This window comes from Pseudomonas sp. LBUM1668, assembly GCF_059695715.1.
This window is the reverse complement of record NZ_CP166787.1, coordinates 5,893,064-5,919,305: the sequence shown is the minus strand read 5'-3', so window position 1 is coordinate 5,919,305 and position 26,242 is coordinate 5,893,064. Positions and strand designations below refer to the sequence as shown.

The following is a 26,242-nucleotide window of genomic DNA, read 5'->3' as shown; positions in this document are numbered from 1 at the left end:
GCTCACTCCTACATTTGGAATGCATTTCAAGTGTAGGAGTGAGCCTGCTCGCGATTGGGGTCACTCGAATCATCTTGTAAAACCCGAATGCTGGCCTTTCATCCAATTGTCATATTTCAGCCATAGAGTGTTCACACGGCCTGCTGATACTTGGCCCCGACTTAACACACCCTATCTGCTAGGAGTAAGGCATGAAACTGAAGCGTTTGATGGCGGCAATGACTTTTGTCGCTGCTGGCGTTGCGACTGCCAACGCGGTTGCCGCTGTTGACCCTGCTATCCCGAGCTACACCAAGACCACTGGTGTGTCGGGCAACCTGTCCAGCGTCGGCTCCGATACCCTGGCCAACCTCATGACCCTCTGGGCTGAGAACTACAAAAAAGAATACCCGAACGTAAACATCCAGATTCAGGCCGCCGGTTCTTCGACCGCGCCACCTGCGCTGACTGAAGGCACCGCTAACCTGGGCCCGATGAGCCGCAAGATGAAGGACAACGAGCTGCAAGCCTTCGAAACCAAATATGGCTACAAGCCAACCGCTATCCCGGTTGCCGTGGACGCCCTGGCTGTATTCGTACACAAGGACAACCCGATCAAGGGTCTGACCATGGAGCAAGTCGACGCGATCTTCTCGTCCACTCGCCTGTGCGGTGCTAAAACCGACGTGAAAACCTGGGGCGACCTGGGTGTGACCGGCGACCTGGCCAACAAGCCGGTTCAGCTGTTCGGTCGTAACTCGGTATCGGGCACCTACGGCTACTTCAAAGAAGAAGCCTTGTGCAAAGGCGACTTCAAGCCAAACGTCAACGAACAACCTGGTTCGGCTTCGGTCGTTCAGTCGATCAGCTCCTCGCTGAACGGCGTTGGTTACTCGGGTATCGGCTACAAGACCGCAAGCGTGAAAACGGTAGCTCTGGCCAAGAAAGGCAGCACCGATTTCATCGAAGACACCGAAGAAAACGCCCTGAACGGCAAGTACCCGCTGTCGCGCTTCCTCTACGTTTACGTCAACAAAGCCCCGAACAAGCCTCTGGCCCCGCTGGAAGCCGAGTTCGTGAAACTGATTCTGTCCAAACAGGGTCAGGAAGTGGTTGTGAAAGACGGCTACATCCCGTTGCCAGCCAAGGTTGCTGCAAAAGCACTGGCTGACCTGGGTCTGCAGGAAGGCGGCGCTGTCGCCAAGAAGTAACACCTTAGGTCCGGGCTAACCCCCGGACCTGCAGGAACCCTGTAGGAGCTGTCGAGTGAAACGAGGCTGCGATCTTTTGATCTGGCCTCTGATCGCAAGATCAAAAGATCGCAGCCTCGGTTCCCTCGGCAGCTCCTGCACAGGTTTCAAGCGGGTCCCAAAAGGGCTGAAACCTTTCGAATTCCTTGATCCTCCTCCAGTACCCGCTGGCGGTGGATTTGCTGCGTCACTGCATTGTCATCTTTCTGTCATACAGGATCGCTAGGGTGAGCGCATGAATGATCTGGCCAATTCCCAAATGACTACTAATCCTCCCAAGCGCATTGACTTCAATACGCCTGAGCTGCAACGCAAGCGCCGCATTCGCGCGCTCAAGGATCGCTTCACTCGCTGGTACGTCCTCGTTGGCGGCCTGGCGGTGCTGGCAGCCATTACCCTGATCTTTTTCTTCCTCGCCTATGTCGTCGCGCCGCTCTTCAAGGGTGCCGACCTGACCGCGAAAGATGCCATCACCCCGGCCTGGATGCAGGACGCCGGCAAGCCGCTGATGATTTCGCTCGAAGAGCAGAATCAGGTGGCCATGCGCGTTTCCGACAAGGGCCAGGCGCTGTTCTTCGATCTCGACAGCGGTGCTGAACTGACGCGCGTCGACCTGCCATTGCCGGCGGGCGCAACCGTGACTTCCATTGGAGAAGACCAGCCAGGTCATCCGCTGGTGGCCGTGGGTTTGTCCAACGGTCAGGCGCTGGTGTTCCGTCACACCTATAAAGTCAGCTACCCCGACAGCAAGAAAACCATCACCCCGGCTATCGAATACCCGTACGGCAACACGCCGATCGCGTTGAACGAAAGCGGTGGTGCGCTGGAGCACGTCAGCCTCAATGCCACTGATTCGACCCTGATGCTGGTGGGCTCGACCGGTTCGCAACTCAATGTGTTGTCGCTGACCAGCGAAGAAAACATGATGACTGGCGAAGTCACCAACGAGCAGAAGCGTATTGATCTGCCGCAGATGACCGAGCCGGTGAAAAACATCTTCGTCGACCCGCGCCAGCAGTGGCTGTATGTGGTCAACGGTCGTGCTCAGGCCGACGTGTTCAGCCTGCGCGACAAGAGCCTTAACGGTCGTTACAAATTGCTCGAAAATGCTGACGCCGAAGTCACCGCAACCACGCAACTGGTTGGCGGTATCTCGCTGATCATCGGTGACTCCAAAGGTGGTCTGGCCCAGTGGTTCATGGCTCGCGACCCCGATGGCGAGCAGCGCCTGAAGCAGATTCGTACGTTCCAGATGGGCAAGGCGCCAATCATTGAGATCACCGCCGAAGAGCGCCGCAAAGGCTTCCTGGCGCTGGATGCCGACGGCAAGCTCGGCGTGTTCCACAGCACCGCGCACCGTACCTTGCTGGTCGATCAGGTTGTTGAAGGCCAAGGCCTGTTCGGTCTGTCGCCGCGTGCCAACCGCGTGATCGTCGAGGCCGGCGGCAAGCTGCAACCGCTGCTGCTTGATAACCCGCACCCGGAAGTGTCCTGGAGCGCGCTGTGGAGCAAGGTCTGGTACGAGAACTACGACGAGCCTAAATATGTCTGGCAATCGACTGCGGCCAACACCGATTTCGAACCGAAACTGAGCCTCTCGCCACTGACCTTCGGCACCCTGAAAGCCGCGTTCTACGCGATGCTGCTGGCTGCGCCGCTTGCCGTTGCCGCCGCGATCTACACCGCGTACTTCATGGCCCCGGGCATGCGCCGCAAGGTCAAACCGGTGATCGAACTGATGGAAGCGATGCCGACGGTGATCCTCGGTTTCTTCGCCGGTCTGTTCCTCGCCCCTTATGTGGAAGGACATTTGCCGGGCATCTTCAGCCTGTTGATGTTGCTGCCGATCGGCATTCTGGTCGCCGGTTTCACCTTCAGCCGTCTGCCTGAGTCGATCCGTCTGAGAGTTCCGGATGGCTGGGAAAGTGCGCTGCTGATTCCGGTGATCCTGTTTGTGGGCTGGCTGTCGCTGTACATGAGCCCGTTCATGGAGAACTGGTTCTTCGGCGGCGACATGCGCATGTGGATCTCCCACGATCTGGGCATCACCTACGACCAGCGCAACGCTCTGGTAGTCGGCCTGGCCATGGGTTTTGCGGTGATCCCGAACATCTACTCGATCGCCGAAGACGCCGTGTTCAGCGTGCCTCGTGGTCTGACCCTCGGTTCGCTGGCCCTCGGTGCCACGCCGTGGCAGACCATGACTCGCGTGGTGATCCTCACCGCCAGCCCGGGCATCTTCTCGGCACTGATGATCGGCATGGGCCGTGCGGTCGGTGAAACGATGATCGTGCTGATGGCCACCGGTAACACCCCGGTCATGGAAATGAACCTGTTCGAAGGCCTGCGCACCCTGGCCGCCAACGTCGCAGTGGAAATGCCCGAGTCGGAAGTCGGCGGCAGCCACTACCGCGTGCTGTTCCTCTCGGCGCTGGTGCTGCTGTTGTTCACCTTCGTCATGAACACCCTGGCAGAACTGATTCGTCAGCGTCTGCGCAAGAAATACTCGTCGCTTTAAGCAAAGGTAGAAGTCTGTGAAACAGAACTCCCTGAAAGGATGGTTCAAGAGCGGCGCCCCAGGCGTCTGGATCAGCGGTGGCGCGGTGTCCATCGCGGTCATCATGACCATTGGCCTGCTGGCGGTGATTGCCGTGCGCGGTCTGGGTCACTTCTGGCCGGCGGATCTGATCCACGCCAGCTACGACGTGCCCGGCCAGGCCCAGCACCTGGTGGTCGGCGAAGTGGTGCAGAAAGAAGAAGTGCCCCGCGCCCGTCTGAAGAGCGCCGGTTTGCCGGTGCCAGACGCTGGCCCGGAATTCATGACCCGCGAGCTGATCAAGGTCGGCAACCGTGACCTGAACGGCAACGACTTCACCTGGATCGTCGGCGAGTGGCTGACCAACCAGAAGACGCCGCCGGAGCTGATGGCGATCGAACGTCGTGAGTGGGGCAATTTCTACGGCTACCTGGTCAACGTCAAACAGGACGGCAAGGTCATCGCCGAAGGTGAAGCGGCCTGGCCTGAACTGCAAGCGCGGATCGACCGCGTCAATGGTCTGGCCGCGCAACTGAAATCGCTGGAAAAAACCGACATCGGCGCGATCAACGCAGGACTGGAGCGCATCCGTCTGCACAGTCGCAAACTGGAGCTTGAAGGCAAATTCGACGCCGCCGCGCAAGCTGACATGGAGTCCGAGCGCGCCGAACTCAATGCCCGCTATCAGGACATCGAAGCGCGTCTGGCTGATCTGCATGCGCAATTCAACCGCGACGCTTTGACCGCTCGCGATGCCAACGGCAAAGAGATTCAAATCGATCTGGGCAAAGTGGTTCACGCCTACCAGCCGAACGCCATGGGCACGATGACCAAGATCGGCTTCTACTTCAGCAAGATCTGGGAATTCCTGTCGGACGACCCGCGTGAAGCGAACACCGAGGGCGGGATCTTCCCGGCGATTTTCGGCACCGTGATGATGACGCTGATCATGGCGATGATCGTGACGCCGTTCGGCGTTCTGGCAGCGGTGTACCTGCGTGAATACGCCAAGCAGAACACCCTGACGCGGATCATCCGGATCGCAGTGAACAACCTCGCGGGTGTTCCGGCAATCGTTTACGGCGTGTTTGGCCTGGGCTTCTTCGTTTACGTGTTGGGTGGTTCGGTTGACCGCTTGTTCTTCCCGGAAGCGTTGCCGGCACCGACCTTCGGTACGCCGGGTCTGCTCTGGGCTTCGCTGACGCTGGCGCTGCTGGCGGTGCCAGTGGTGATCGTGGCCACTGAAGAAGGCCTGGCGCGGATTCCTCGCACCGTGCGTGAAGGCTCGTTGGCCCTCGGCGCGACCAAGGCTGAGACCTTGTGGAAGATCGTCATCCCTATGGCCAGTCCGGCGATGATGACCGGCATGATCCTCGCGGTGGCCCGTGCCGCCGGTGAAGTAGCGCCGCTGATGCTGGTGGGTGTGGTGAAACTGGCGCCGTCGCTGCCGGTGGATGGCAACTACCCGTACCTGCACCTGGACCAGAAGATCATGCACCTGGGCTTCCACATCTATGACGTCGGCTTCCAGAGCCCGAACGTCGAAGCGGCACGACCGCTGGTGTACGCCACGGCGCTGTTGCTGGTGTTGGTGATCGCGACGTTGAACCTGTCGGCGGTGTATATCCGTAACCACCTGCGCGAAAAATACAAAGCACTGGATAGTTAATACAAATCCTGTGGGAGCTGGCTTGCCAGCGATGGCAACACCAGGGTGTAACTGGCAGACCGAGTTGCCTGCATCGCTGGCAAGCCAGCTCCCACAAGGATCGGCGCAGCCATAGATTTTGAGTAACCCATTGGCTATGCCAGTGGTTCATAGAACCGAATTTGTTAGCACAGGGGATATCCCATGCAGCACGAAACCCATACCCACGGCATCAACATGTCTGCCTTGGGTCGCGACAAGCAGAGCCTGAACCTCGAGCAGGAAACCGTTGCCATCGAAGTGCCGGGCCTGAGCCTGTACTACGGCGAGAAGCAAGCACTGTTCGACGTCAGCATGAACATTCCGAAACAGCGCGTGACCGCGTTCATCGGCCCGTCCGGCTGCGGCAAGTCCACGCTGCTGCGCACCTTCAACCGCATGAACGATCTGGTTGACGGCTGCCGTGTCGAAGGCGCGATCAACCTGTACGGCAACAACATCTATCGCAAGGGCGAAGATGTGGCCGAACTGCGTCGTCGCGTCGGCATGGTGTTCCAGAAGCCGAACCCGTTCCCGAAAACCATCTACGAAAACGTGGTTTACGGTCTGCGCATCCAGGGCATCAACAAGAAGCGCGTCCTCGACGAAGCCGTTGAGTGGGCACTGAAAGGCGCGGCGCTGTGGGACGAAGTCAAAGATCGTCTGCACGAGTCGGCACTGGGTCTGTCCGGTGGTCAGCAGCAACGTCTGGTAATCGCGCGCACCATCGCCGTGGAGCCAGAAGTCCTGCTGCTCGACGAGCCGTGCTCGGCACTCGACCCGATCTCGACGCTGAAAGTCGAAGAGCTGATCTACGAACTGAAGTCCAAGTTCACCATCGTCATCGTGACCCACAACATGCAGCAAGCCGCGCGGGTGTCCGACTACACGGCGTTCATGTACATGGGCAAACTGGTGGAATTTGGCGATACCGATACGCTGTTCACCAATCCGGCCAAGAAGCAGACCGAAGACTACATCACCGGTCGTTACGGCTGACAGTTGCGGGTTACTCACAGAATTGACGCTGCGGCCCGCCGCACCTTACCGGACGCTCCAAGGACGCCAACATGATTAGTAAAGAAGGCCTTACCCATCACATTTCCGCGCAGTTCAATGCCGAGCTTGAGGAAGTGCGCAGCCACCTCCTGGCCATGGGCGGGCTGGTCGAGAAGCAGGTCAACGACGCGGTCACGGCATTGATCGAGGCCGACTCCGGCCTGGCTCAGCAGGTGCGCGAGATCGACGACCAGATCAACCAGATGGAACGCAACATCGACGAAGAGTGCCTGCGCATTCTGGCCCGTCGTCAGCCGGCGGCGTCCGACCTGCGTCTGATCATCAGCATCTCCAAGTCGGTGATCGACCTGGAGCGTATCGGCGACGAAGCCACCAAGATCGCCCGCCGTGCCATTCAACTGTGCGAAGAAGGCGAAGCCCCGCGCGGTTACGTCGAGGTTCGCCACATTGGCGACCAGGTGCGCAACATGGTTCGCGATGCGCTGGACGCGTTTGCCCGTTTCGACGCCGATCTGGCCTTGTCGGTGGCGCAATACGACAAAATCATCGACCGCGAGTACAAGACTGCCCTGCGTGAACTGGCGACCTACATGATGGAAGACCCGCGCTCTATCTCGCGCGTCTTGAGCATCATCTGGGTGCTGCGTTCGCTGGAGCGCATCGGCGACCACGCGCGCAATATCTCCGAGTTGGTGATCTATCTGGTGCGCGGCACCGACGTGCGCCACATGGGCCTCAAGCGCATGAAGGAAGAAGTTCAAGGCACAAGCGGCGAAACCGCTAATGTTCCGGGCGTTGCTGACGATAAGTAAGATTGCCTGAGAAAAGCGCCCGGCCCTTTGGCCGGGCGTTTTTGTTTCCGGTGCTTTTGAATCAATCGAATTAAAAAGCAGCACCCGCGAACGAAAAGTCCCGGCGTGACTGAAGAGTTTTGGCAATGTGCCATCAGCCAGCGTTATGCTTGCCGGGATTTTAATAGGGGTGTTGGATGAGCAAGATCAGTGTGTTGGTTGTGGACGACGCTTCGTTCATTCGTGACCTGGTGAAAAAGTGCCTGCGTAATTACTTCCCGGGGATCCGCACCGAGGACGCCATCAACGGCAAGAAGGCCCAGGCCATGCTGGCCCGTGAAGCTTTCGACCTGGTCCTGTGCGACTGGGAAATGCCGGAAATGTCGGGTCTGGAACTGCTGACCTGGTGCCGCGAGCAGGACAATCTCAAGACCATGCCGTTTGTCATGGTCACCAGCCGTGGCGACAAGGAAAACGTCGTGCAGGCGATCCAGGCCGGCGTTTCCGGCTATGTCAGCAAGCCGTTCACCAACGAACAACTGCTGACCAAGGTCAAGCAGGCGCTGAACAAGGTCGGCAAGCTCGACACCCTGATGAACAGCGCACCGACCAAGATGAACTCGGCGTTCGGCAATGACTCCCTGAGTGCCCTGACCGGCGGTAAAGCAGCGGTAATTGGTGGCGGTGCCCCGGCTGCGGCGGCGGTAAACCCGTTTGCCAAACCCGTCGCCGCGGCGCCTGCACCGGCGGCGGCCGCGTCGCGTGGCCTGCTCAACAGCCCACCGGTCAAGGCGCCTGTGGCTGCGTCTTCGCCTGCCAGCGGTCGCGGTCAGGGCCAATTGCGCCTGCCGAGCGGCACGCAGCAATGCGTGATCAAGGCCCTGAGCATCAAGGAAGCGCTGCTGGTGGTGAAACGCACCGACACCCTGCCGCAGATCCTCGACAGCGCTGTGCTCGACCTGGAGCAGGGAGACAACGCCGAAATCGCCCGCCTCAATGGTTATCTCCACGCCATCGTCGCGTTTGAGCAGAAACCTGACAGCGACTGGCTGCAACTGACGTTCCGCTTCGTCGACCAGGACGCGCAGAAACTCGACTACATCTCCCGCCTGATCGCCCGCGGCACGGCGCAGAAGCACTTCGTACCCGGCGCGTAAGCGGGGCGCCCCGAAAGATCGCAGCCTGCGGCAGCTCCTACAGGGATCACATTCCAATGTAGGAGCTGCCGAAGGCTGCGATCTTTTGCTTTGGGCTGTGCCAAATTTGAAACATCTCTCGACTACCCTGGTCTGTCTCACCTGCTAGGCTCTTTCCCAGGCCTTACTTCGACAGACTCTTGCCCATGCTCGCGCGCCTGCTGTTTTTCTGTGGTTTGGTCATGGCCTCCAACCTGGCTGTGGCGATGACCATCTACAAATCCACCGATGCCAACGGCGTGGTCTCGTACAGCGACCGTCCGAGCAAAGGTGCGAAGGTGTTCGTGTTTCAGGACCGAATGGTCGAGCGCCTCGAGCGCCAGGTCTACCTCGACATCAAGAAACAGAAGGGCGTCGACGTGGTGTTCGTGCGCAACGACCTGTATGCGCCGGTTGAGATAGCGCTGGCGTTCACAGGCCTGAGCAACGTGCGTGGCGCGCCGACTCAAACCATTCGCCGGGTGTTGCCGGCGCGCAGCAATACGCGGTTGGCGTTGCTCAAAGCGGTGTCCGGCGGCCAGCCATTGGTGTATTCGCCGCAGTTTCACTATTCCCTCGGCGATCCTTCAGGAGCGGCCCAGGGCTATCGTTATCCGCTGCCGTGGCGTGGTGGACCGTTCCGCTTGAGTCAGGGTGCCAACGGCCAATACAGCCACTATGGGCCGAAGAACAAATATGCGATGGACATCGCCATGCCGGTCGGCACGCCGATCATCGCGGCGCGGGCCGGCGTGGTGGTAAAGACCGAGAATTCGCAGAGCGGGCGCGGCAATGATGCATCCGGCAATTTCGTGCGGGTGCTGCACGACGACGGCACGATGGGCGTGTACCTGCATCTCAAGCAAGGTTCGGTGAGTGTGCGCGAAGGGCAGCGGGTGAAAGTAGGTAGTCCGTTGGCGCTGTCGGGCAACACCGGCAACAGCAGTGGCCCGCACCTGCACTTTGTGGTGCAGCGCAACAGCGGCGCGGGGCTGGTGTCGATTCCGTATCAGTTCAACCAGCCGCTGGGGGCGTTGCCCAACTTTGCGTTGGGCAAGCAGTAGGCGCGATAGGGTGTTGAGGGTTTTTGTGGCGAGGGATTCTGTGGCGAGGGGATTTATCCCCGATGGACGGCGTAGCCGTCCCAGAACCATTCAATGCAGTCAGTAAGTACAGAGTTGCAGGGTTTGGGGCCGCTTCGCAGCCCATCGGGGATAAATCCCCTCGCCACAAGAGCCCCCCAAACTCCCATTAATCCAGCATCAACACCTTCGCCAGCACAATCTTCGGCCCTTTCATCTTCTTGATGATGATCCGCAAGCCTTCGACTTCCAGCACTTCTTCCTCTTCCGGCACCCGTTTCAGGGTTTCATAGACCAGGCCAGCGAGGGTTTCGGCTTCGATGTGGTCCAGGTCGATCCCCAGCAGGCGTTCAACCTTGAACAATGGCGTGTCGCCGCGCACCAGCAGCTTGCCCGGCTGATAGGCGAGGATGCCGCGCTCAGCCTTGCGGTGTTCGTCCTGAATATCGCCGACCAGCACTTCCAGCACGTCTTCCATGGTCAGGTAGCCGATGATGTTGCCGTCAGCCTCCTCGACCACGGCGAAGTGCGAGCCGCCCTTGCGGAACTGCTCCAGCAGCTGCGACAGCGGCATGTGCCGCGACACGCGCTCCAGCGGGCGGGTCAGTTCAGCCAGGTTGAACGACTCGGGAATGTGATCCAGTGCTGCCAGCTCCAGCAGCAGATCCTTGATGTGCAGCAGGCCGACGAACTCCTGGCGCTCGCTGTCGTATACCGGATAACGGCTGAACTTGTGGCGACGGAACATCGCCAGGATTTCTTTCAGCGGCGCGTTGAATTCCAGCGTGATCAGGTCTTCGCGGGAGTTGGCCCAGTCGACCACTTCCAGTTCGCCCATCTCCACCGCCGAGGCCAAAACGCGCATGCCCTGGTCGCTGGGATCCTGGCCACGGCTGGAGTGCAGGATCAGTTTCAGTTCTTCGCGGCTGTAATGGTGTTCATGGTGCGGGCCGGGTTCACCCTGGCCGGCGATACGCAGAATCGCGTTGGCGCTGGCGTTGAGCAGGTAGATCGCCGGGTACATCGCCCAGTAGAACAGGTACAGCGGCACCGCCGTCCACAGCGACAGCAGCTCGGGTTTGCGGATCGCCCACGATTTGGGCGCCAGCTCACCAACCACAATGTGCAGATACGAAATGACGAAGAACGCGGCGAAGAACGACACGCCTTTGATCACTTCCGGCGACTGCACGCCAACGCTTTCCAGCAGCGGCTCGAGAATGTGCGCAAACGCGGGCTCACCCACCCAGCCCAGACCAAGCGAGGCGAGGGTGATACCGAGCTGACACGCCGAAAGGTACGCATCGAGCTGACTGTGTACGGTGCGCAGGATGTGCCCGCGCCAGCCGTTCTTGTCAGCGATGGCCTCGACCCGGGTCGAGCGCAGTTTGACCATGGCGAATTCTGCCGCAACGAAAAAGCCGTTGAGCAAAACCAGGATCAGAGCAAAAAGGATCATGCCGAAATCGGCGAATATTGTTGCGAGGGACAAGCCAGGGGAAGGGTCCATGATGGAGTTTTGCGGGTTCCGTGTGATTCAAAAGAGATAAAAGCCGCACCTGAAAGGCAGGCACAAGTCAGCCAATGTAGCGGCTGACTTGGCGATTGCCTAGTGGCGCGTGCCGGCCGGTATCACTCGGCGGCGCTGATCGCCCGTGCGTAAGCGACCTGAGCCGGGGCGAAATGGCAGGTGAACGTGCTGCCGTGGCCGGGCACGCTGCTGATCTCCATGCGTGCGCGGTGGCGCAGCAACACGTGTTTGACGATGGCCAGACCGAGCCCGGTGCCACCGGTGTTGGAGTTGCGGCTGGAGTCGACACGGTAGAAGCGTTCGGTCAGGCGCGGCAGGTGTTTGCTGTCGATGCCGATCCCCGAATCCTGCACGCTCAGGTGTGCGCCTTGCTCGTCGCCCCACCAGCGAATGCGGATATTGCCCTCGGCCGGGGTGTACTTCACTGCGTTGAACACCAGATTGGAAAACGCGCTGCGCAGTTCCGCCTCGCTGCCCTTGAGCAACAGGCTGCTGTCGGCCTCCAGAGTGATGCGCTGGTTTTTCGAGCCGGACAATTGCTGCGCATCGCTCGTAATCGATTGCAACAGCGTGTCGATCTGAATCGGTTGGTTGTCGGACGGGTAATCGGTGGCTTCCAGCTTCGCCAGCAGCAACAAATCGTTGAGCAGCGTCTGCATGCGCCCGCCCTGTTGTTGCATCTGCTGCAGGGCACGGCTCCAGCGCGGGTTCACTTCTTCGACGTTGTCGAGCAGGGTTTCCAGATAGCCGCAGATTACCGTCAGCGGCGTGCGCAATTCGTGGGAGACGTTGGCGATGAAGTCTTTGCGCATCTGTTCCAGCTGATGAATGCGCGTGACGTCGCGCACCAGCATCAAGTGTTCGTTGTTGCCGTAGCGGGTCAGGTACAGCTGAATGCGCACGCGATCATTGGTCGGCGAGGGGATTTCCAGCGGCTCGGAATAGCTGTCTTGCTCGAAGTATTCCTTGAAGCGCGGATGGCGCACCAGATTGGTCACCGGTTGGCCGCTGTCCTGTGGGGTCTTGAGCCCGAGCAGGGTTTCGGCGGCGCGGTTCCACCATTCGAGGTTGCCATCGCTGTCGAGCATGATGACCGCGTCTTTCAGCGCAGCGGTGGACTCCTGGACCCGGTCGATCACCGCTTGCAGACGCCCGCGCACTCGTTGGTCGCGGCGCTGCAGGTGATAGATGCTGTCGAACACCTCGCCCCACAGACCGTAACCGTCGGGCGGTGCTTCATCAGGTTGGTGCAGGCGCAGCCACTCGTGCAGACGCAGCAATTGCTTGAGTGTCCAGGCCAGGTAAATACCCAGTCCCGCCGCGAGGCTCCAGCCGTAATAGCCGCTGATCAGACCGATCACCAGGCAGGCGGTGACCAGCAGCAGCATGTGGCGAATCAGGGTGCCATGCCAGTTTTGATTCACGGGGGCGTCCTTAGCCGCAGCGTCAAGTTTCAAGCTGCAAGCTACAAGTCAGAGCGGCTCGCTGTTTCTTGCCGCTTGTAGCTAGAAGCTTGCAGCTGTTTTTATGCTTTTGTGGAGAACCGGTAGCCGGTGCCGCGCACGGTTTGTACCAGATTTTCGTAAGCGTCGCCGAGGGCCTTGCGCAGTCGTCGGATGTGCACGTCGACCGTGCGCTCTTCAACATAGACGTTGCCGCCCCAGACCTGATCCAGCAACTGGCCGCGAGTGTAGGCGCGTTCCTGGTGGGTCATGAAGAATTGCAGCAGACGGTACTCGGTCGGGCCCATCTCGGCCGGTTTGCCGTCGATGGTCACGCGGTGGCTGATCGGGTCGAGCAGCAGGCCACCGACTTCGATTGGCGCTTCGCCATCGGTCGGGCCGGCGCGGCGCAGCACGGCCTTGAGGCGTGCGACCAGTTCGCGTGGGGAAAATGGTTTGGTGATGTAATCATCGGCGCCGACTTCAAGACCCTGGATCTTGTTGTCCTCTTCGCCCTTGGCGGTGAGCATGATGATCGGGATGTCCCCGGTCAGTTCATCACGCTTCAGACGTCGGGCCAACTCAATGCCGGATGTGCCGGGCAACATCCAGTCGAGCAGGATCAGGTCCGGCTTGCGGTCGACGATGATGGCGTGCGCCTGCTGCGAGTTCTCTGCCTCGAGGCAGTCATAGCCGGCCATTTCCAACGCCACGGCGATCATTTCGCGAATCGGCGCTTCGTCGTCGACGATCAGAATGCTCCTGCCAACCATGCCTTAATCCTCTTGTCATTTAACTGTCTTGCGCCGCATTAGATAACGGAATTATTGCAGTCGTGTGACAGTATTTTAGCTCGGGGGCGATTATGCGGATCCTCAACTAAGCTCTAAGTCCGAATCCTGACAACCACAAAAGAAGGTTTCCATGACTCAAATGACTGTTTCCTTCAAAGCTTTGCTGATGGCTGCCGCCCTGACTCTGCCTGGACTGGCGATGGCTGCCGATCCGGCCATGATGAAAGACGGCATGATGGTCGACCACAAAGGCATGACGCTTTACACGTTCGACAAGGACGCTGGCGGCAAGTCGATGTGCAACGACGACTGCGCCAAGAACTGGCCACCATTGATGGCGCCGGCGGACGCCAAGGCTGACGGTAAATGGAGTGTCATCAAGCGCGATGACGGCATGATGCAGTACGCCTACGATGGCAAACCGCTGTACACCTTCATGAAGGACGAGAAGCCTGGAGACATGACAGGCGACAAGATGAAAAGCGTCTGGCACGTCGTTCGCGAATCGCAGAAATAACCGCGATTCCCTGTGGGAGCGAGCCTGCTCGCGAAAGCGTCGTGTCAGTCAGAATATTTGTGAACTGATCCACCGCTATCGAGCTGGCTCGCTCCCACTGGGTCTGTGGCTCAACGCAACGCGTAATCCAGCACGATCCCGACAAAAATCGCCAGCCCGGCCCAGTGGTTGTGCAAAAACGCCTGGAAGCAGCGCATCCGGTCCTTGTTGCGGGTGTACCAGAACTCCCAGGCGTAACAGCCGGCGGCCACCAGCAGACCGAGCTGAAACCAGATCCCCAGCTCAAATTTCGACCCGGCCAGTAACAGGCATCCCAGCGACAACGCCTGCAAGGTCAGGATGATCACCCGGTCCGCCTCGCCGAACAGAATCGCCGTGGATTTCACGCCGATTTTGAGGTCGTCATCGCGGTCGGTCATCGCGTAATAGGTGTCGTAACCCACCGTCCACAGCAGATTGGCGATCCACAGCAGCCACGCCGCCGCTGGCAACTCGCCGGTTTCTGCGGTGAATGCCATCGGCATACCCCAGGAAAACGCCGCACCCAGTACCACTTGCGGGTAATAGGTGTAGCGCTTCATGAACGGATAGGTGAAGGCCAGCGCCAGACCGCCCAGCGACAACCAGATTGTCGGGGCATTGGTGCAGAGCACCAGCAGGAAACTCACGCCCATCAGCAGCGCAAAGAACACCAGCGCCTCTTTTGAGCTGATCCTGCCGGCTGCCAGAGGCCGTTGCGCGGTGCGTTTGACGTGGCCGTCGACCTTGCGATCGGCCCAGTCATTGATCACGCAGCCACCGGCGCGGGTCAGCACCACACCGAGGACGAAAATCACCACGTTGGCCAGCGACGGCGAACCCTTGCCGGCGATCCACAACGCCCACAAGGTTGGCCACAGCAGCAGATAAATGCCGATCGGCTTGTCCATGCGCGTCAACTGAATGAAATCCCAGGCGCGCGGGTTCAAACGGTTCAGGGACTTGAGCAGGCTCTGGTACATCAGCAGTTCTCCGGATGGGCGCGGGCGGCGTCCCACAGGCTCGGCAAGAAGATTTCCGCAACCAGCACGCTCAATGCGCCACGGTCGAAACGCGAACGACGGCCCCACAACTCGGGCGCCTGGGCGGCGGGCGGCAGCCACTGCTCCGGGTAGTGACAGACTTCGATGGCGCGGCGCCGGAAGGCCTGGTCGCAAAACAGCAGTTCGCCCAGGGAGCGGCTGCCCAACTCATCCATGTGCAAACCGTCGCCCTGCAATGCACTGCGCGATGCCACGCTGCGGGCGAACACCCACGCCTGGCCATGGCCGCGCAAATACACCTCGCGCACCCAGCCTTCGCTGCCTTCTGCCAGATCCAGCGCGGCACATTCGTCGACACGCAAGGTGTCCCAGCCTTCGAAAAGCGGCGTGACGCTGAAGCCATCGTTGGACAAACGGGTCAGGCGGCGGGTCAGCGAACCTTCGTCGAACAGCCAGTCCAGGGTCGATGAATCGGGGAGGGGCGTCAGTCGGCTTTGGGGCAGCCAGAGCGGGGCGGGGGAGGAGTTTGTCTGTTGCACAATGAGTCATTATTGGCCGCAAATGAGGCGCCGAGCTTACCATGGCGGGCACCGATATTGATTGATCCGGGTCGCCGTTGCGCCGAACAGGCTTGCATCTGTCCGGCACCATCAGTACAAAACGCCCTGAGCCGGATGGCAGCGCAACACCCATCGACCATTCGCGCCGGCAAAAGCCTGAATCCTGAGGAAGTACCTGAATGAAGAAGTGGCAATGTGTGGTCTGTGGCCTGATCTATAACGAAGCCGACGGCTGGCCGGATGACGGCATCGCGCCGGGCACCCTGTGGCAGGACGTGCCGGAAGACTGGCTGTGCCCAGACTGCGGCGTTGGCAAGATGGACTTCGAAATGATCGAAATCAACTAAGAAAAACAGAGGGAACAAGGCATGAGCGCACCAGTCGTCATCATCGGCACCGGGCTTGCGGGCTACAACCTGGCCCGCGAGTTTCGCAAGCTCGACAGCGAAACACCGCTGCTGCTGATTACCGCCGATGACGGTCGCTCCTACTCCAAGCCGATGCTCTCCACCGGTTTCGGCAAGAACAAGGACGCCGATGGCCTGAGCATGGCCGAGCCAGGCGCGATGGCCGAGCAGTTGAAGGCCGAGGTGCGTACGCATACGCGCATCAGCGGCATCGACGCGGGCCACAAGCGCCTGTGGATCGGCGAAGAAGCCGTGGCTTATCGCGACCTGATCCTCGCCTGGGGTGCAGAAACCGTACGCGTGCCGATCGAAGGCGACGGCGCCGATTTGGTGTTCCCGATCAATGATCTTGAAGACTACGCACGTTTCCGCGCGGCAGCGGCTGGCAAGCGTCGGGTACTGGTGCTCGGTGCCGGGTTGATCGGCTGTGAATTCGCTAACGATCTGATCCTTGGTGGCTACGAGGTGCAACTGGTTGCCCCGTGCGAGCAAGTCATGCCGATGTTGCTGCATCCAGCGGCCGCAGCAGCGGTGCAGTCCGGGCTGGAAAGCCTTGGCGCAAAATTCCACCTCGGCCCGGTGCTGACCCGTCTGCACAAGGTCGCCGACGGTCTGGAAGCGCATTTGTCCGACGGTCAGGTCATTCCCTGCGACGTAGTGGTCTCGGCCATCGGCCTTCGCCCTCGCATCGATCTGGCGGCGGCTGCCGGCGTGCAGGTCAATCGCGGTGTCGTGGTTGATCGACAACTGAAAACATCCCACGCCAATATCTACGCCTTGGGCGACTGCGCCGAGGTCGATGGGCTGAATCTTTTGTACGTCATGCCCCTCATGAGTTGTGCGCGTGCGCTGGCACAAACCCTCGCAGGCAACCCGACGGCGGTGAACTACGGCCCGATGCCGATCACCGTGAAAACCCCCGTCTGCCCATTGGTGGTGTCGCCGCCACCACGGGGCAGCGAAGGGGTCTGGACCGTCGAGGGGCAGGGCGCCGACATCAAGGCCCTGTGCCACGGCGCAGACGGTCAGTTGCTGGGGTATGCCCTGACCGGTGCGGCGGTGATGGAAAAACTCGCCCTGAACAAACAGCTTCCGGCCCTGCTGGCGTAAATACCGGTCGTTCTGTCGGAATCACCCAGCTTTTGCCCCCACAAAGGTCGCGGGGAGACTGGCGCCGCCCGTATCCGCGTGCCATTCTCACTCCCGTCTGCCGCAGCGTAGAGCCTGCGGCGCCTTGGGCGCTGTTCCAACGAGAACAGCACGGACATAACAACAAAAAACCGTCAAAGGGGCTTCACTAATGCGTAAACCAGAACTCGCCGCTGCAATTGCTGAAAAAGCAGATCTGACCAAAGAACAGGCCAACCGCGTGCTCAACGCCGTTCTCGAAGAAATCACCGGCGCTCTGCACCGCAAGGACAGCGTCACGCTGGTGGGCTTCGGCACCTTCCTGCAACGCCACCGCGGCGCCCGTACCGGCAAAAACCCGCAAACCGGCGAGCCGGTGAAAATCAAGGCCAGCAATACCGTAGCGTTCAAGCCAGGCAAATCGTTGAAAGACAGCGTTAATCCATAATTGCGGCGAGCTCCCTGAATAACGGGGAGAACCGCAATAAAAAATGGGCACACCGATTGCGGTCGGGTGCCCATTTTTTGTGGCTGTTTAACGCGCTTACTGACGTCGGAAGCAGGCCTTGCCGTTGCCGAAGTCTACCGCCAGACAGTTTGGCTCGATGGCCAATTCCAGATCCTGAAACAGGCCGGACAAATCGCTGTTGGAGGCGGCTTTGGTCGCGCTTTTCAGCGTCAGCGTTTCGTTCTCTACCTGCCATGTGCCCTTGGCAAAACCATCCGCACTGCCATACGAAACACCTGCATCAAAGGTGCCGTCCTTACGCAGTAGCAACTCGGCGCCCATTTCCATCGCGCCGTACAGATAGTAATGGCCCTCCAGCGGCGAGGTGTCTGCTGATGCTTGGGTGATGGGCAGCCACATCAGTGCTGCAAAAAACAGTGGTTTCAATTCCATGAGGTCATTACTCCTTACCAGCTTTCGTTGCGTGTTGGATTTTCCGATGAAGGTTTCAAATAACGGCTCGAGAAGCAACGGATAACTGCGTAGTGTTTCGAGAAATCCTTTTTAGTAGCGTTTGACGTCGAAATGAAAGGGCGACTGTGGAGAATGGTGGGTGAGCGACGGTGGGTAAATGAATCCCCGGAGATTTTGACGTCTCACCAGCTCCCATAGGGAATCCCGAACTTTTCGATGTAGGTTTTGGATACATCGGTAAGAGGTCGATGTTTACCGCCGGATTTGCCTTCATAAGGGCCTTTCGGATTGATGGTTCCCTCTACGCGGGCAATCTCGACAGCCTTCAAGCAGGGCCCTCCCAACCAGACCTTGGCGATTCCGCCGGGCGCCAGACCAATACCAATGTCATCTCGGTAATCCGAGATCCACTTGCCATCAGCCCTGCAGAAGGCCTTCTCGGGTTTGCGCATGATTTCACGGGCTGATTCGGGAATTACAATGTAAGCCTCATAGGTTTGAGGTTCGGCAAGTGATTGCCAGCGCACGTAGATCAAACGGGGCAGGTCGGCGCCGTTGACTTCGCGACCAGCGCCACTACCGGGATTGTCCGGCCAGCCTGCGGGTGTGCCCGTGTTGTTGGTGGGGGTTCTTACCGAAGCAATTCCAGCTCCGGCACGACGGAACACCCGTTCACGGATATCCACGACATCGGCCGTTTCAATCCAGACCTCCATGTAGTCGGGCGCTCCAAAGCCAAGGAACCAGGATGGTTTGTTAGTCGATTGAGCATGAATTTGAGTGCAAACCGACAACAGCAGCCCGAAGAACAGGCGTACGTATTTTTTTATGCGAGGGCTTGGACTCCTTGGCGCGATGACCGGATTGTGGTTACCACGCGCCATAGGGAATCCCGAACTTTTCGATGTAGGATTTGGATTCAGGCGAAAGAGGCAAGGCATAGCGGCCCTGATTTTTCCCCTGATACGGTCCTTGTTTGCTGACGGAGCCTACAACTCGTGCAATTTCGACTGCCTTCAGACAAGGTGCGCCTAGCCAAACTTTGGCAATGCCGCCGGGCGCCAGACCAATACCAATGTCATCTCGGTAATCCGAGATCCACTTGCCATCAGCCCTGCAGAAGGCCTTCTCGGGTTTGCGCATGATTTCACGGGCTGATTCGGGAATTACAATGTAAGCCTCATAGGTTTGAGGTTCGGCAAGTGATTGCCAGCGCACGTAGATCAAACGGGGCAGGTCGGCGCCGTTGACTTCGCGACCAGCGCCACTACCGGGATTGTCCGGCCAGCCTGCGGGTGTGCCCGTGTTGTTGGTGGGGGTACTTACCGAAGCAATACCGGCTCCGGCACGACGGAACACCCGTTCACGGATATCCACGACATCGGCTGTTTCAATCCAGACCTCCATGTAGTCGGGCGCTCCAAAGCCAAGGAACCAGGATGGTTGTTTAGTCGATTGAGCATGAATTTGAGTGCAAACCGACAACAGCAGCCCGAAGAACAGGCGTACGTATTTTTTTATGCGAGGGCTCGGACTCCTTGGCGCGATGACCGGATTGTGGTTACCACGAGCCATAGGGAATCCCGAACTTTTCGATGTAGGATTTGGATTCTTCGTGTAGACCAGAGTATTCACCGCCCCCGCGCCTGCTGTTTGATCCCTTTGAGTGGACTATGCCTTTCACGCGTGTGATTTCAATGCCCGGAAGACATGGTCCGCGAACCCATACTTTGGCGATACCGCCGGGGGCTAGTCCCACTACCAGCCATTTTCGATATTGCGTTATGACCTTCCCGTCAAACGCGCAAAATATGTCCTCGCGTTTACGCATCTGCATTCGAGTGGACTCAGGAATCCTGATGACGACTTCGTAAGTTTGTGACTCAACAAGTGACTGCCAGCGGACATAAATGCGCTCGGGCAGATTCGCGCCTGAAGTAGGCCGCCCCTTTCCCCCTGGGTCCCCGGGCCATCCAGCAGGGCTGCCTTTGAATTCGTCGGGCGTTCCTTTTCTGAATGCGTTCGGATAGCTTTGTGCTGCGACGCTGCTGCCGATGTTACTGAATAGCCTGTTATCTATATCTACTGCCGCTGTAGCTTCAATCACGACATCCATATAGTCAGGAGAGAAAAGTTGTAACGTCCATGCGTCATAAGGAAGAGAGCGGTCAGCCGCTGAGGTACAGCTACTCAAAAATAGCGCAAGCGACAAAGTGCAAAGAAAGACGCCGTATTTCTCAAGCATTGGGATGCACCACACGAACAAAGTTTTCGGCTGGCCGATTGATGAACAGGATGTTCAGTTCGCTACCGTTCAACTCCTCTGTCGTGTTCCAGTTTGCTGAAAGATGGATGTAGCGTGCTAGGAGCAAGGCCTCCTCGTTCGGTGTCAATCCAATATGACCGCTGTGACCGAGTGAATAAGCCATCAATTTCCTCGCAATGGTGTGTAGTTCCCTTGGCAACGCATATCGGCTGTCTTCTTCGTCAATGACTTTGAATTGAACGCCATGCTTCGCACCCAACTCCCGCATAACTCGCAGATAAATCAATGACAGATCATTGCGGACTTCTCGCTCACAACTGATGACTGCGTGCACCTGTTTCCAACGGGCTCTGTCGCCCTTGGCATTGCGGGTGAATACTTTCTCCCAGGCGCGTATATGCAGTGGCAAGTCTTGGAGATTCAGCTGGTCCTGCAGGCGCCTGAGTTCATACTGCGTGACCTTATAAGCATCTGACTCATGATTGGGCAGGCGAACATCCTCTGCGCTTTGGCGTGGTTTGCTGAGCAAAACACGCTCGGTGATGCGGGGCACATACCCGCCACCCAGATCAGAATGCACCCCTGGTAATACGAGGTCGGCAGCATCGGCCTTGTTCAGCGAAAAATTATGGCGGCGCTCGTCCCGAGCTACGAGGTGCACGACTTTTTTGGCGATGTCTGGCGCGAGATAGAGGTTCACGTCGGGGTTTTCGGCGTCGTGGACGCTGAAATCGCCGGAGGATATTTTTGCGACGGCCGAAGCAGTGTCGAAGATGCCAATAAAGTTGATGGCAAGATTATCCGGGCTGAATCCCTCGACTAGCAGTGGGGTGCTCGCGAGTGCCTCCACCAAGATATTTTCCTCGATCTTCAGTACTTCGTTGGCAAAATGCCTTGCAGCCGCAGCGCCTCGACTAAAGCCGAAAATATCCAGCTCGATTCGAGCGGCTTTTCTTTCAGCATTTTTCTGATGAAAAAGCCGTAGCCGTTCCACGATGAGCGTTGGACTTTGCGCCACTCTTGCAAGAATGCCCTGTGCGCCCCCTCCAGTTGCTTTCGAGTACTTAGAATCTTCCGCGCCACTGCTAGTGCCGATACCTTCCACGTATACCGGTATGAATCCAATCAATTCATCACTTTCCAATCGGCGTTCACTGTCATCGCGATACAAGTCATAAAGCCTAGCCACATTGCTCATGTCGTTGCCATAACTGTTATCGGGTACTCCGCCCATACCGTCATAACCTTGGCTCATGCAGAACTTCTGGATCTCTTCTGCCTGCTCCGCCAATCCCACATCGCTTGCGTAGCAGCCAGCAGCCATTTCGCTGTTCAGTCGGTTATTCCCCGTGCCATCGAAAAACACGCCGATCCGCAAAGTAATGCCCCCCGGCGTTTCATCCTCCAGATCGACTTCTTCCTCGTCTTCTTCGAGTTCCTCCTCGATAAGTGCTTGTGTCGGTGCCGAGGCGGACACGGGCAATGCGCCCTCCAGTCCAGGCAGCAGCAAATGGCTGCCTGCGCTGTCGGCTGGCTGTCGGCCCGTTTCGATTTCGATGCTGCTGAAAATACCGCCAGCATCGATCACGATGTGATGACCGCCCGCTTTCAGCGTGATGCTGGCGCCGGCATCCAGCACAACATTGGCGCCGGCCTTGAGATGCACTTGCTGGCCGGCTTCGACGTCGAGGATCTTGCCGACGCTCGTGTGGCTGTTGCCGTTGATGGTTTCGCGGCGTTCATTGCCGACTTCCAGCTGAATGCTGTTGCCGACCTCCTGAACCATGTCGCGCTGCGCGCGCAAATAGATCAGCTCCTGGCCGGCGCGATCTTCGATCGCCAGTTCGTTGTAGCCGCCACTGTTGGGCGAACCGTGGCTGCGCAGCACGGTTCTGGTTTTGTGCTCGGGCAAGGAGTAAGGCGGCGAAGTGACTGTGTTGGCCACGCAACCGGTGATCAGCGGTTTGTCCGGATCGCCTTCCAGAAAGGTCACCACGACTTCCATGCCAATGCGCGGAATGGCCATCGCTCCAAAATGATCCCCGGCCCAACCGGTCGCCACGCGTACCCAGCAACTGCTGCGCTCACTGTTCAGTTCGGCGCGATCCCACGGCAGCTCAATCTTCACGCGCCCTGATTCATCACAGTAGATCTCCTCGCCTTGAGGCCCGGTGACTCGCGCGGTCTGTGCTACCAGCGGTGGACGACGCCCCGGCAGCGGTGGGCGGAAAACCACCTCGGCGGGAATTGCGCTGAAGCGATTGCGATAACCCTGAGTGAAGCCGTCGGCGGGTTTGACGTCACTGGTGCCCGCCTCCTCGAGCACTTGTGGCTGTCGGCCGGTGTGGGAAACGCTGAGCAATAGCCAAAAGTCGTTGCACTGTTTACGCGGGTGTTCGGTCAGGTCGAAAAGATAGCCGCAGCGCAGGCTCGGCTGATCGCTTACGCCCTCGGCCAATTCATAGTCGGCGCGAAGCCGCTCCAGCGTCTGTCGAACTCGTTTTTTGGCGCGCTTCTCGTTATCCAGCAGTAACGGGTAGCGATAGTCTTCCAGCGTCGGCGTGAACTCGGCGGTGAAGCGACTTTCGAGCAGCAGGTTCGGGCGCTTCAAATCATAGTCGCGGCGAGTTACCGCGCTGGTGCGGGTGCTGGTCCGCAGACTGAGCCGGCTAACTACCGGATGCGCGGCGACCATGCCGGAATCTTGCTGATAGGGCGTGGCGCCGAGTTTGGGCAGGAACACCTGATCATCAGTGAACACCAGCATATGGCTGTCCGCCGAGTGCTGGTGATGCCATGCAATGCCATCCTCGGCACATAACCTCTGGATGAATTCCAGATTATTTTCCGCGTACTGAACGCAGTACTCACGAGGCTCGCAGGTGCTGACATGGAAGGTAAACGCATCGGCCTGAATGCCGTGCCCATTGAGCACCTTTGCGATGATCTGCGGCACCGTAAGACTCTGAAAAATCCGCTGATCCTGACTGAACTGCAAATAGTGCAGCGCCGGCACCAGCGTCAGCTCATAGCGAGTCAGACGTTTACCGGACTCTGCCACCATCACATCTTCGATGCGCCCGTGAATGCCTTCGCCGTCGAGGCCGAATTGTAGAAACGCGGGTTGGCTGAGCAGGCTCTCCAGATCGAAATCCGGATGCTCGCTGACCAGTTCGATTCTGACGCAGTAAAGCTGGCTGATGGCTTCGGTGCCGTTAAAGGCAAGCACCTTGAAGTCGTGCCGAATAGCGGGGATTTGCAGGGTGAATAGCGCGCAATTGCCTGCACTGAACATACGCTTGTCCTTAAGCAAGTGAGTCGATGCGCGGTGTCCGATCGTCCGTGATCGCCACGCAAAAAGAATTTGCCAAGCCAAGCTAGCAATGCAGGAAATAAATTGATGTAAGAAGTATCCCTGAGATTTGTCAGAGTATTCCGGGTGTGAAGTGGCTGGGTGGATTGACGGAAAGGACTGTAGGAAAACACTTCGATAATTATTGAGTTAGCACGGTTGTGCAGTATTTGCGGGGACGTCATGTTGCAGAAATATCAAATGCCATCAAATTGATGGCACTTTTTTAGTTGACCGTTGTCTCCGGTAAATTATTAATTGAAACCAGCGAATTTTCGGAAGAGTCCTACTTCTATTTTTTTCAAGAGTTGTCATGCTCGCTGCCGTGAAACGGGACAGGCGTTCTGGTCGCTGCGGTCGAGCATGGTCGGGCCGCTCTGGATCAGGGGTTCTGAGGGGGCGGGGCAATTGCACGTAATATAAGTCGGTGTCAGGGAATCCCTTGTCATATATAGGGCGATCTCCTACAAGCCCCAATCAACAGTTCGTCTTGTTGTTTAACCAGATGCTTGCTAGTGGCCATCATAGTGATTACGATGCGCCCACTTGAAAGAGCTCTCACTCAATTGGATGAGTTTCATCACTGCTCTTCGATACTGTCCCGCGCTGCCGCACCTCAAATTGGCGCCTGACTGTAATCCTTAATAAAGGCCATGGATGTCCTACTCAAGCAAACTTTCCGCCCATTACCTCGAACTCGCCAAAGTCTCTGTTTCCATAGAGAATTTCGCGGGCGAAGACGTTCGTTTTTCGAGCGAATTCGAGGCGCTGGAAAGCGAGCTGGCCAAAGCCTCGTCGATGCATGAAAGCGGGCAGATCGACTGGCTGAAAATTCGCGAAAACAGCGAAAACCTACTGCGTACCCAATCCAAGGATTTGCGTGTCGGCGCCTGGCTGACCTGGTCGCTTTACCAGCGTGAATCCTTCCCCGGGCTGCTGGCCGGCCTTGGCTTGCTGCACCACTTGTCGGAAAACAACTGGGCCGACGTTCACCCGCTCAAACCCCGCACACGTGCCGCTGCCATTGGCTGGCTGGTGCCGCGTCTTGAGCAGGTCATCACCGAAAACATTGCGATCAAAGAGCAGTTGCCGATGTTCCGGCAGCTCTCCGAGCACCTGTCCGGTCTCGAAGCCGCTTGCGCTGAACATCTGGGCGACGACTCGCCGCTGTTGCTGCCGATCTCCCGACGCCTGAAAACCATGATCCAGCGCGCCGCCGACAACCAGCCGGCCCCAGGTGTAGTGGGGGCGGCGGTGGCGCAGGTCAAGCAGGCGGCGAGTCAGCTGCTGACGCCCGGCGCGCCGATCGATAACGAAAGAGACGCCCACAAAGCGCTGCGCGCCCAGCAGGAAAGCGCCCGGCCGTTGTGTGCCTGGTGGCTCAAGCAGAAAGCCACCGACCTGCGCGCCCTGCGCCTGAACCGCACGCTGCTGTGGATGACCATCGACGCCGTGCCTGAGCGTAATGCCGAGCAGATCACCGTGTTGCGCGGTCTGCCGCTCGACAAGTTGAAGCTCTATCAGGATCGATTCGATCAGGGCAAATACGCAGACCTGCTGGTGGAACTGGAGGCGAGTCTGGCGAAGGCGCCGTTCTGGTTCGATGGCCAGAGGATGGTCTGGGAATGTCTCCAGAACCTCAACGCCGAGCTGGCCATGCGCGAAGTGGAAATCCACTTCGCGCTTTTGATTCAGCGCCTTCCCGGCATTGTCGAATTGCGTTACCACGACGGCGCGCCGTTTGCCGATCCGTCCACCCGGGCGTGGATTGCCGCCAACGTCATGCCGCACCTGCAAAGCGCCAGCGCGCCACGCAAGGTTGAAAGCGACAACGTCGAAACCCAGCCAGCCTGGGAAAAAGCCCTCGAAGAAGTCTTGCCGACTCTGCGCAAGGAAGGCCTCAAGCCTGCCGTGCAGATTCTCAAGCAAGGGCTGCAATCGGCCCACGGCGGGCGCGAGCGCTTCTTCTGGCAGTTCGCGCTCGCAAGGCTGTGCTTCATGGCCAAGAAATATGAGCTGGCCAAAAACCAGCTGGAAACCCTCGATCAGACATTACAGGACTCAGGCCTGCACGCCTGGGAGCCCGATCTTGCATTGGAAGTGCTGCACCTGCTGCACAGTTGCTGCGAGTTGTTACCGCAGAACCATGCAGTGCGTGAACGCAAGGAAGAGATTTATCGCAGGCTGTGCCACCTCGATCTCGAAGTGGTACTCGAATAGGCCCCAGGGCCACAACCGCAAGGAGAAAAGCCATGGCCAAAGAAGGCTCGGTAGCCCCCAAGGAACGCATCAACGTCACCTTCAAACCCGCCACCGGCGGTGCTCAGGAAGAGATTGAACTGCCGCTGAAACTGCTGGCAATCGGTGACTACACCCACCGCAAGGACGAGCGCAAGATCGAAGATCGCAAGCCGATCAGCATCGACAAGATGACCTTCGACGAAGTGCTGGCCAAGCAAGAGCTTAGCCTGACGATGAACGTGCCGAACCGTCTGCAGGAAGAAGGCAGCACTGAAGAGTTGGGCGTGCAACTGCGCGTCAATTCGATGAAGGACTTCAACCCGGCCAGCCTGGTCGAGCAAGTGCCTGAGCTGAAAAAGCTGATGGAACTGCGTGACGCGCTGGTGGCCCTCAAAGGCCCGCTGGGTAACGCACCTGCTTTCCGTAAAGCCATCGAAGGCGTGCTCGCCGACGACGAATCCCGCGGTCGCGTACTCGGTGAGCTGGGCCTGAACGCCGCAGCCACCGACGCCTGAACCCAGCAGCCAAGGAAGCCAACAC

At 58.6% G+C, this 26,242-nt stretch carries 23 protein-coding genes; 13 read left to right on the top strand and 10 right to left on the bottom strand.

Features of this window, described 5'->3' with window-relative positions; translation table 11 throughout:
• Positions 1-191: 191 nt before the first annotated feature.
• The 7 genes from ACA061_RS26770 (at position 192) to ACA061_RS26740 (ending at position 9,502) form a co-directional block, all read left to right on the top strand.
• A complete protein-coding gene (locus tag ACA061_RS26770; RefSeq protein ID WP_042561820.1) occupies positions 192-1,190 on the top strand; it encodes a phosphate ABC transporter substrate-binding protein PstS in 999 nt (332 codons plus the stop codon).
• 523 nt (positions 1,191-1,713) lie between these two features.
• A complete protein-coding gene (locus ACA061_RS26765; RefSeq protein WP_210700803.1) occupies positions 1,714-3,747 on the top strand; it encodes an ABC transporter permease subunit in 2,034 nt (677 codons plus the stop codon).
• 16 nt (positions 3,748-3,763) lie between these two features.
• Positions 3,764-5,434: a phosphate ABC transporter permease PstA gene (gene pstA / locus ACA061_RS26760; RefSeq protein WP_150603585.1), complete on the top strand. Its 1,671-nt coding sequence runs from the start codon at positions 3,764-3,766 to the stop codon at positions 5,432-5,434.
• A 183-nt stretch (positions 5,435-5,617) separates the two neighbouring features.
• A complete protein-coding gene (pstB, locus tag ACA061_RS26755) occupies positions 5,618-6,451 on the top strand; it encodes a phosphate ABC transporter ATP-binding protein PstB (protein WP_093429626.1) in 834 nt (277 codons plus the stop codon).
• Positions 6,452-6,522: 71 nt separating this feature from the next.
• On the top strand, positions 6,523-7,284 hold the full coding sequence (phoU, locus tag ACA061_RS26750) for a phosphate signaling complex protein PhoU (RefSeq protein WP_042561816.1): 762 nt from the start codon (positions 6,523-6,525) through the stop codon (positions 7,282-7,284).
• Positions 7,285-7,460: 176 nt separating this feature from the next.
• Positions 7,461-8,420, top strand: coding sequence for a response regulator (locus ACA061_RS26745; protein ID WP_150616908.1), 960 nt, complete (start codon positions 7,461-7,463; stop codon positions 8,418-8,420).
• A 185-nt stretch (positions 8,421-8,605) separates the two neighbouring features.
• A complete protein-coding gene (locus tag ACA061_RS26740) occupies positions 8,606-9,502 on the top strand; it encodes a peptidoglycan DD-metalloendopeptidase family protein (RefSeq protein WP_150604674.1) in 897 nt (298 codons plus the stop codon).
• A 187-nt stretch (positions 9,503-9,689) separates the two neighbouring features.
• Here ACA061_RS26740 and ACA061_RS26735 read toward each other — a convergent pair whose 3' ends face one another.
• The 3 genes from ACA061_RS26735 to phoB all read right to left on the bottom strand — a co-directional run bounded on the left by ACA061_RS26735 (position 9,690) and on the right by phoB (position 13,266).
• Positions 9,690-11,030 (bottom strand): hemolysin family protein, encoded by a 1,341-nt coding sequence (locus ACA061_RS26735; protein WP_150593411.1) that lies wholly within the window; start codon positions 11,028-11,030, stop codon positions 9,690-9,692.
• A 122-nt stretch (positions 11,031-11,152) separates the two neighbouring features.
• Complete coding sequence (phoR, locus tag ACA061_RS26730; RefSeq protein WP_215731844.1) at positions 11,153-12,439, bottom strand: phosphate regulon sensor histidine kinase PhoR; 1,287 nt, start codon at positions 12,437-12,439, stop codon at positions 11,153-11,155.
• A gap of 137 nt (positions 12,440-12,576) precedes the next feature.
• Entirely contained in the window at positions 12,577-13,266 is a 690-nt protein-coding gene (gene phoB / locus ACA061_RS26725; RefSeq protein ID WP_007896474.1) for a phosphate regulon transcriptional regulator PhoB, read from the bottom strand.
• Between the two features lie 151 nt (positions 13,267-13,417).
• Between phoB and ACA061_RS26720 the strand changes: the two genes are divergently transcribed.
• Positions 13,418-13,804, top strand: a complete 387-nt coding sequence (locus ACA061_RS26720) for a COG4315 family predicted lipoprotein (protein WP_150688302.1) — start codon at positions 13,418-13,420, stop codon at positions 13,802-13,804.
• 110 nt (positions 13,805-13,914) lie between these two features.
• Here the strand turns inward: ACA061_RS26720 and ubiA are convergent, their stop codons facing one another.
• Both ubiA and ACA061_RS26710 read right to left on the bottom strand, forming a co-directional pair.
• Positions 13,915-14,805 (bottom strand): 4-hydroxybenzoate octaprenyltransferase, encoded by an 891-nt coding sequence (ubiA, locus tag ACA061_RS26715; protein WP_210623216.1) that lies wholly within the window; start codon positions 14,803-14,805, stop codon positions 13,915-13,917.
• The gene (locus ACA061_RS26710) at positions 14,805-15,365 is read right to left on the bottom strand and encodes a chorismate--pyruvate lyase family protein (RefSeq protein ID WP_210553332.1); all 561 of its coding nucleotides are present in this window, start codon (positions 15,363-15,365) and stop codon (positions 14,805-14,807) included. Before ACA061_RS26710 ends, ubiA begins: the two co-directional genes overlap by 1 nt.
• Before the next feature lie 200 nt (positions 15,366-15,565).
• Between ACA061_RS26710 and ACA061_RS26705 the strand changes: the two genes are divergently transcribed.
• The 3 genes from ACA061_RS26705 (at position 15,566) to ACA061_RS26695 (ending at position 17,369) form a co-directional block, all read left to right on the top strand.
• A complete protein-coding gene (locus tag ACA061_RS26705) occupies positions 15,566-15,733 on the top strand; it encodes a rubredoxin (protein ID WP_007954349.1) in 168 nt (55 codons plus the stop codon).
• Positions 15,734-15,754: 21 nt separating this feature from the next.
• Positions 15,755-16,903, top strand: coding sequence for an NAD(P)/FAD-dependent oxidoreductase (locus ACA061_RS26700; RefSeq protein ID WP_150604669.1), 1,149 nt, complete (start codon positions 15,755-15,757; stop codon positions 16,901-16,903).
• 190 nt (positions 16,904-17,093) lie between these two features.
• Complete coding sequence (locus tag ACA061_RS26695) at positions 17,094-17,369, top strand: HU family DNA-binding protein (protein WP_003213368.1); 276 nt, start codon at positions 17,094-17,096, stop codon at positions 17,367-17,369.
• A gap of 96 nt (positions 17,370-17,465) precedes the next feature.
• Here ACA061_RS26695 and ACA061_RS26690 read toward each other — a convergent pair whose 3' ends face one another.
• The 5 genes from ACA061_RS26690 to tssI form a co-directional block, all read right to left on the bottom strand.
• Positions 17,466-17,822: a hypothetical protein gene (locus ACA061_RS26690; RefSeq protein ID WP_150616904.1), complete on the bottom strand. Its 357-nt coding sequence runs from the start codon at positions 17,820-17,822 to the stop codon at positions 17,466-17,468.
• 203 nt (positions 17,823-18,025) lie between these two features.
• Complete coding sequence (locus tag ACA061_RS26685; RefSeq protein ID WP_497300306.1) at positions 18,026-18,727, bottom strand: DUF2931 family protein; 702 nt, start codon at positions 18,725-18,727, stop codon at positions 18,026-18,028.
• Complete coding sequence (locus ACA061_RS26680; protein ID WP_497300305.1) at positions 18,714-19,418, bottom strand: DUF2931 family protein; 705 nt, start codon at positions 19,416-19,418, stop codon at positions 18,714-18,716. Before ACA061_RS26680 ends, ACA061_RS26685 begins: the two co-directional genes overlap by 14 nt.
• Positions 19,405-20,088 carry a DUF2931 family protein gene (locus tag ACA061_RS26675; protein WP_210553334.1) on the bottom strand — a complete coding sequence of 228 codons (684 nt, stop codon included), beginning with the start codon at positions 20,086-20,088 and terminating at the stop codon, positions 19,405-19,407. The genes ACA061_RS26680 and ACA061_RS26675 overlap by 14 nt, the downstream gene beginning before the upstream one ends.
• On the bottom strand, positions 20,081-23,404 hold the full coding sequence (gene tssI / locus ACA061_RS26670) for a type VI secretion system tip protein TssI/VgrG (RefSeq protein ID WP_497300304.1): 3,324 nt from the start codon (positions 23,402-23,404) through the stop codon (positions 20,081-20,083). The genes ACA061_RS26675 and tssI overlap by 8 nt, the downstream gene beginning before the upstream one ends.
• Positions 23,405-24,118: 714 nt before the next feature.
• Between tssI and tssA the strand changes: the two genes are divergently transcribed.
• Together tssA and tssB are read left to right on the top strand one after the other, a co-directional pair.
• On the top strand, positions 24,119-25,681 hold the full coding sequence (gene tssA, locus ACA061_RS26665) for a type VI secretion system protein TssA (protein WP_497300303.1): 1,563 nt from the start codon (positions 24,119-24,121) through the stop codon (positions 25,679-25,681).
• 32 nt (positions 25,682-25,713) lie between these two features.
• Positions 25,714-26,217, top strand: a complete 504-nt coding sequence (gene tssB, locus ACA061_RS26660; RefSeq protein ID WP_042561805.1) for a type VI secretion system contractile sheath small subunit — start codon at positions 25,714-25,716, stop codon at positions 26,215-26,217.
• Positions 26,218-26,242: the final 25 nt, after the last annotated feature.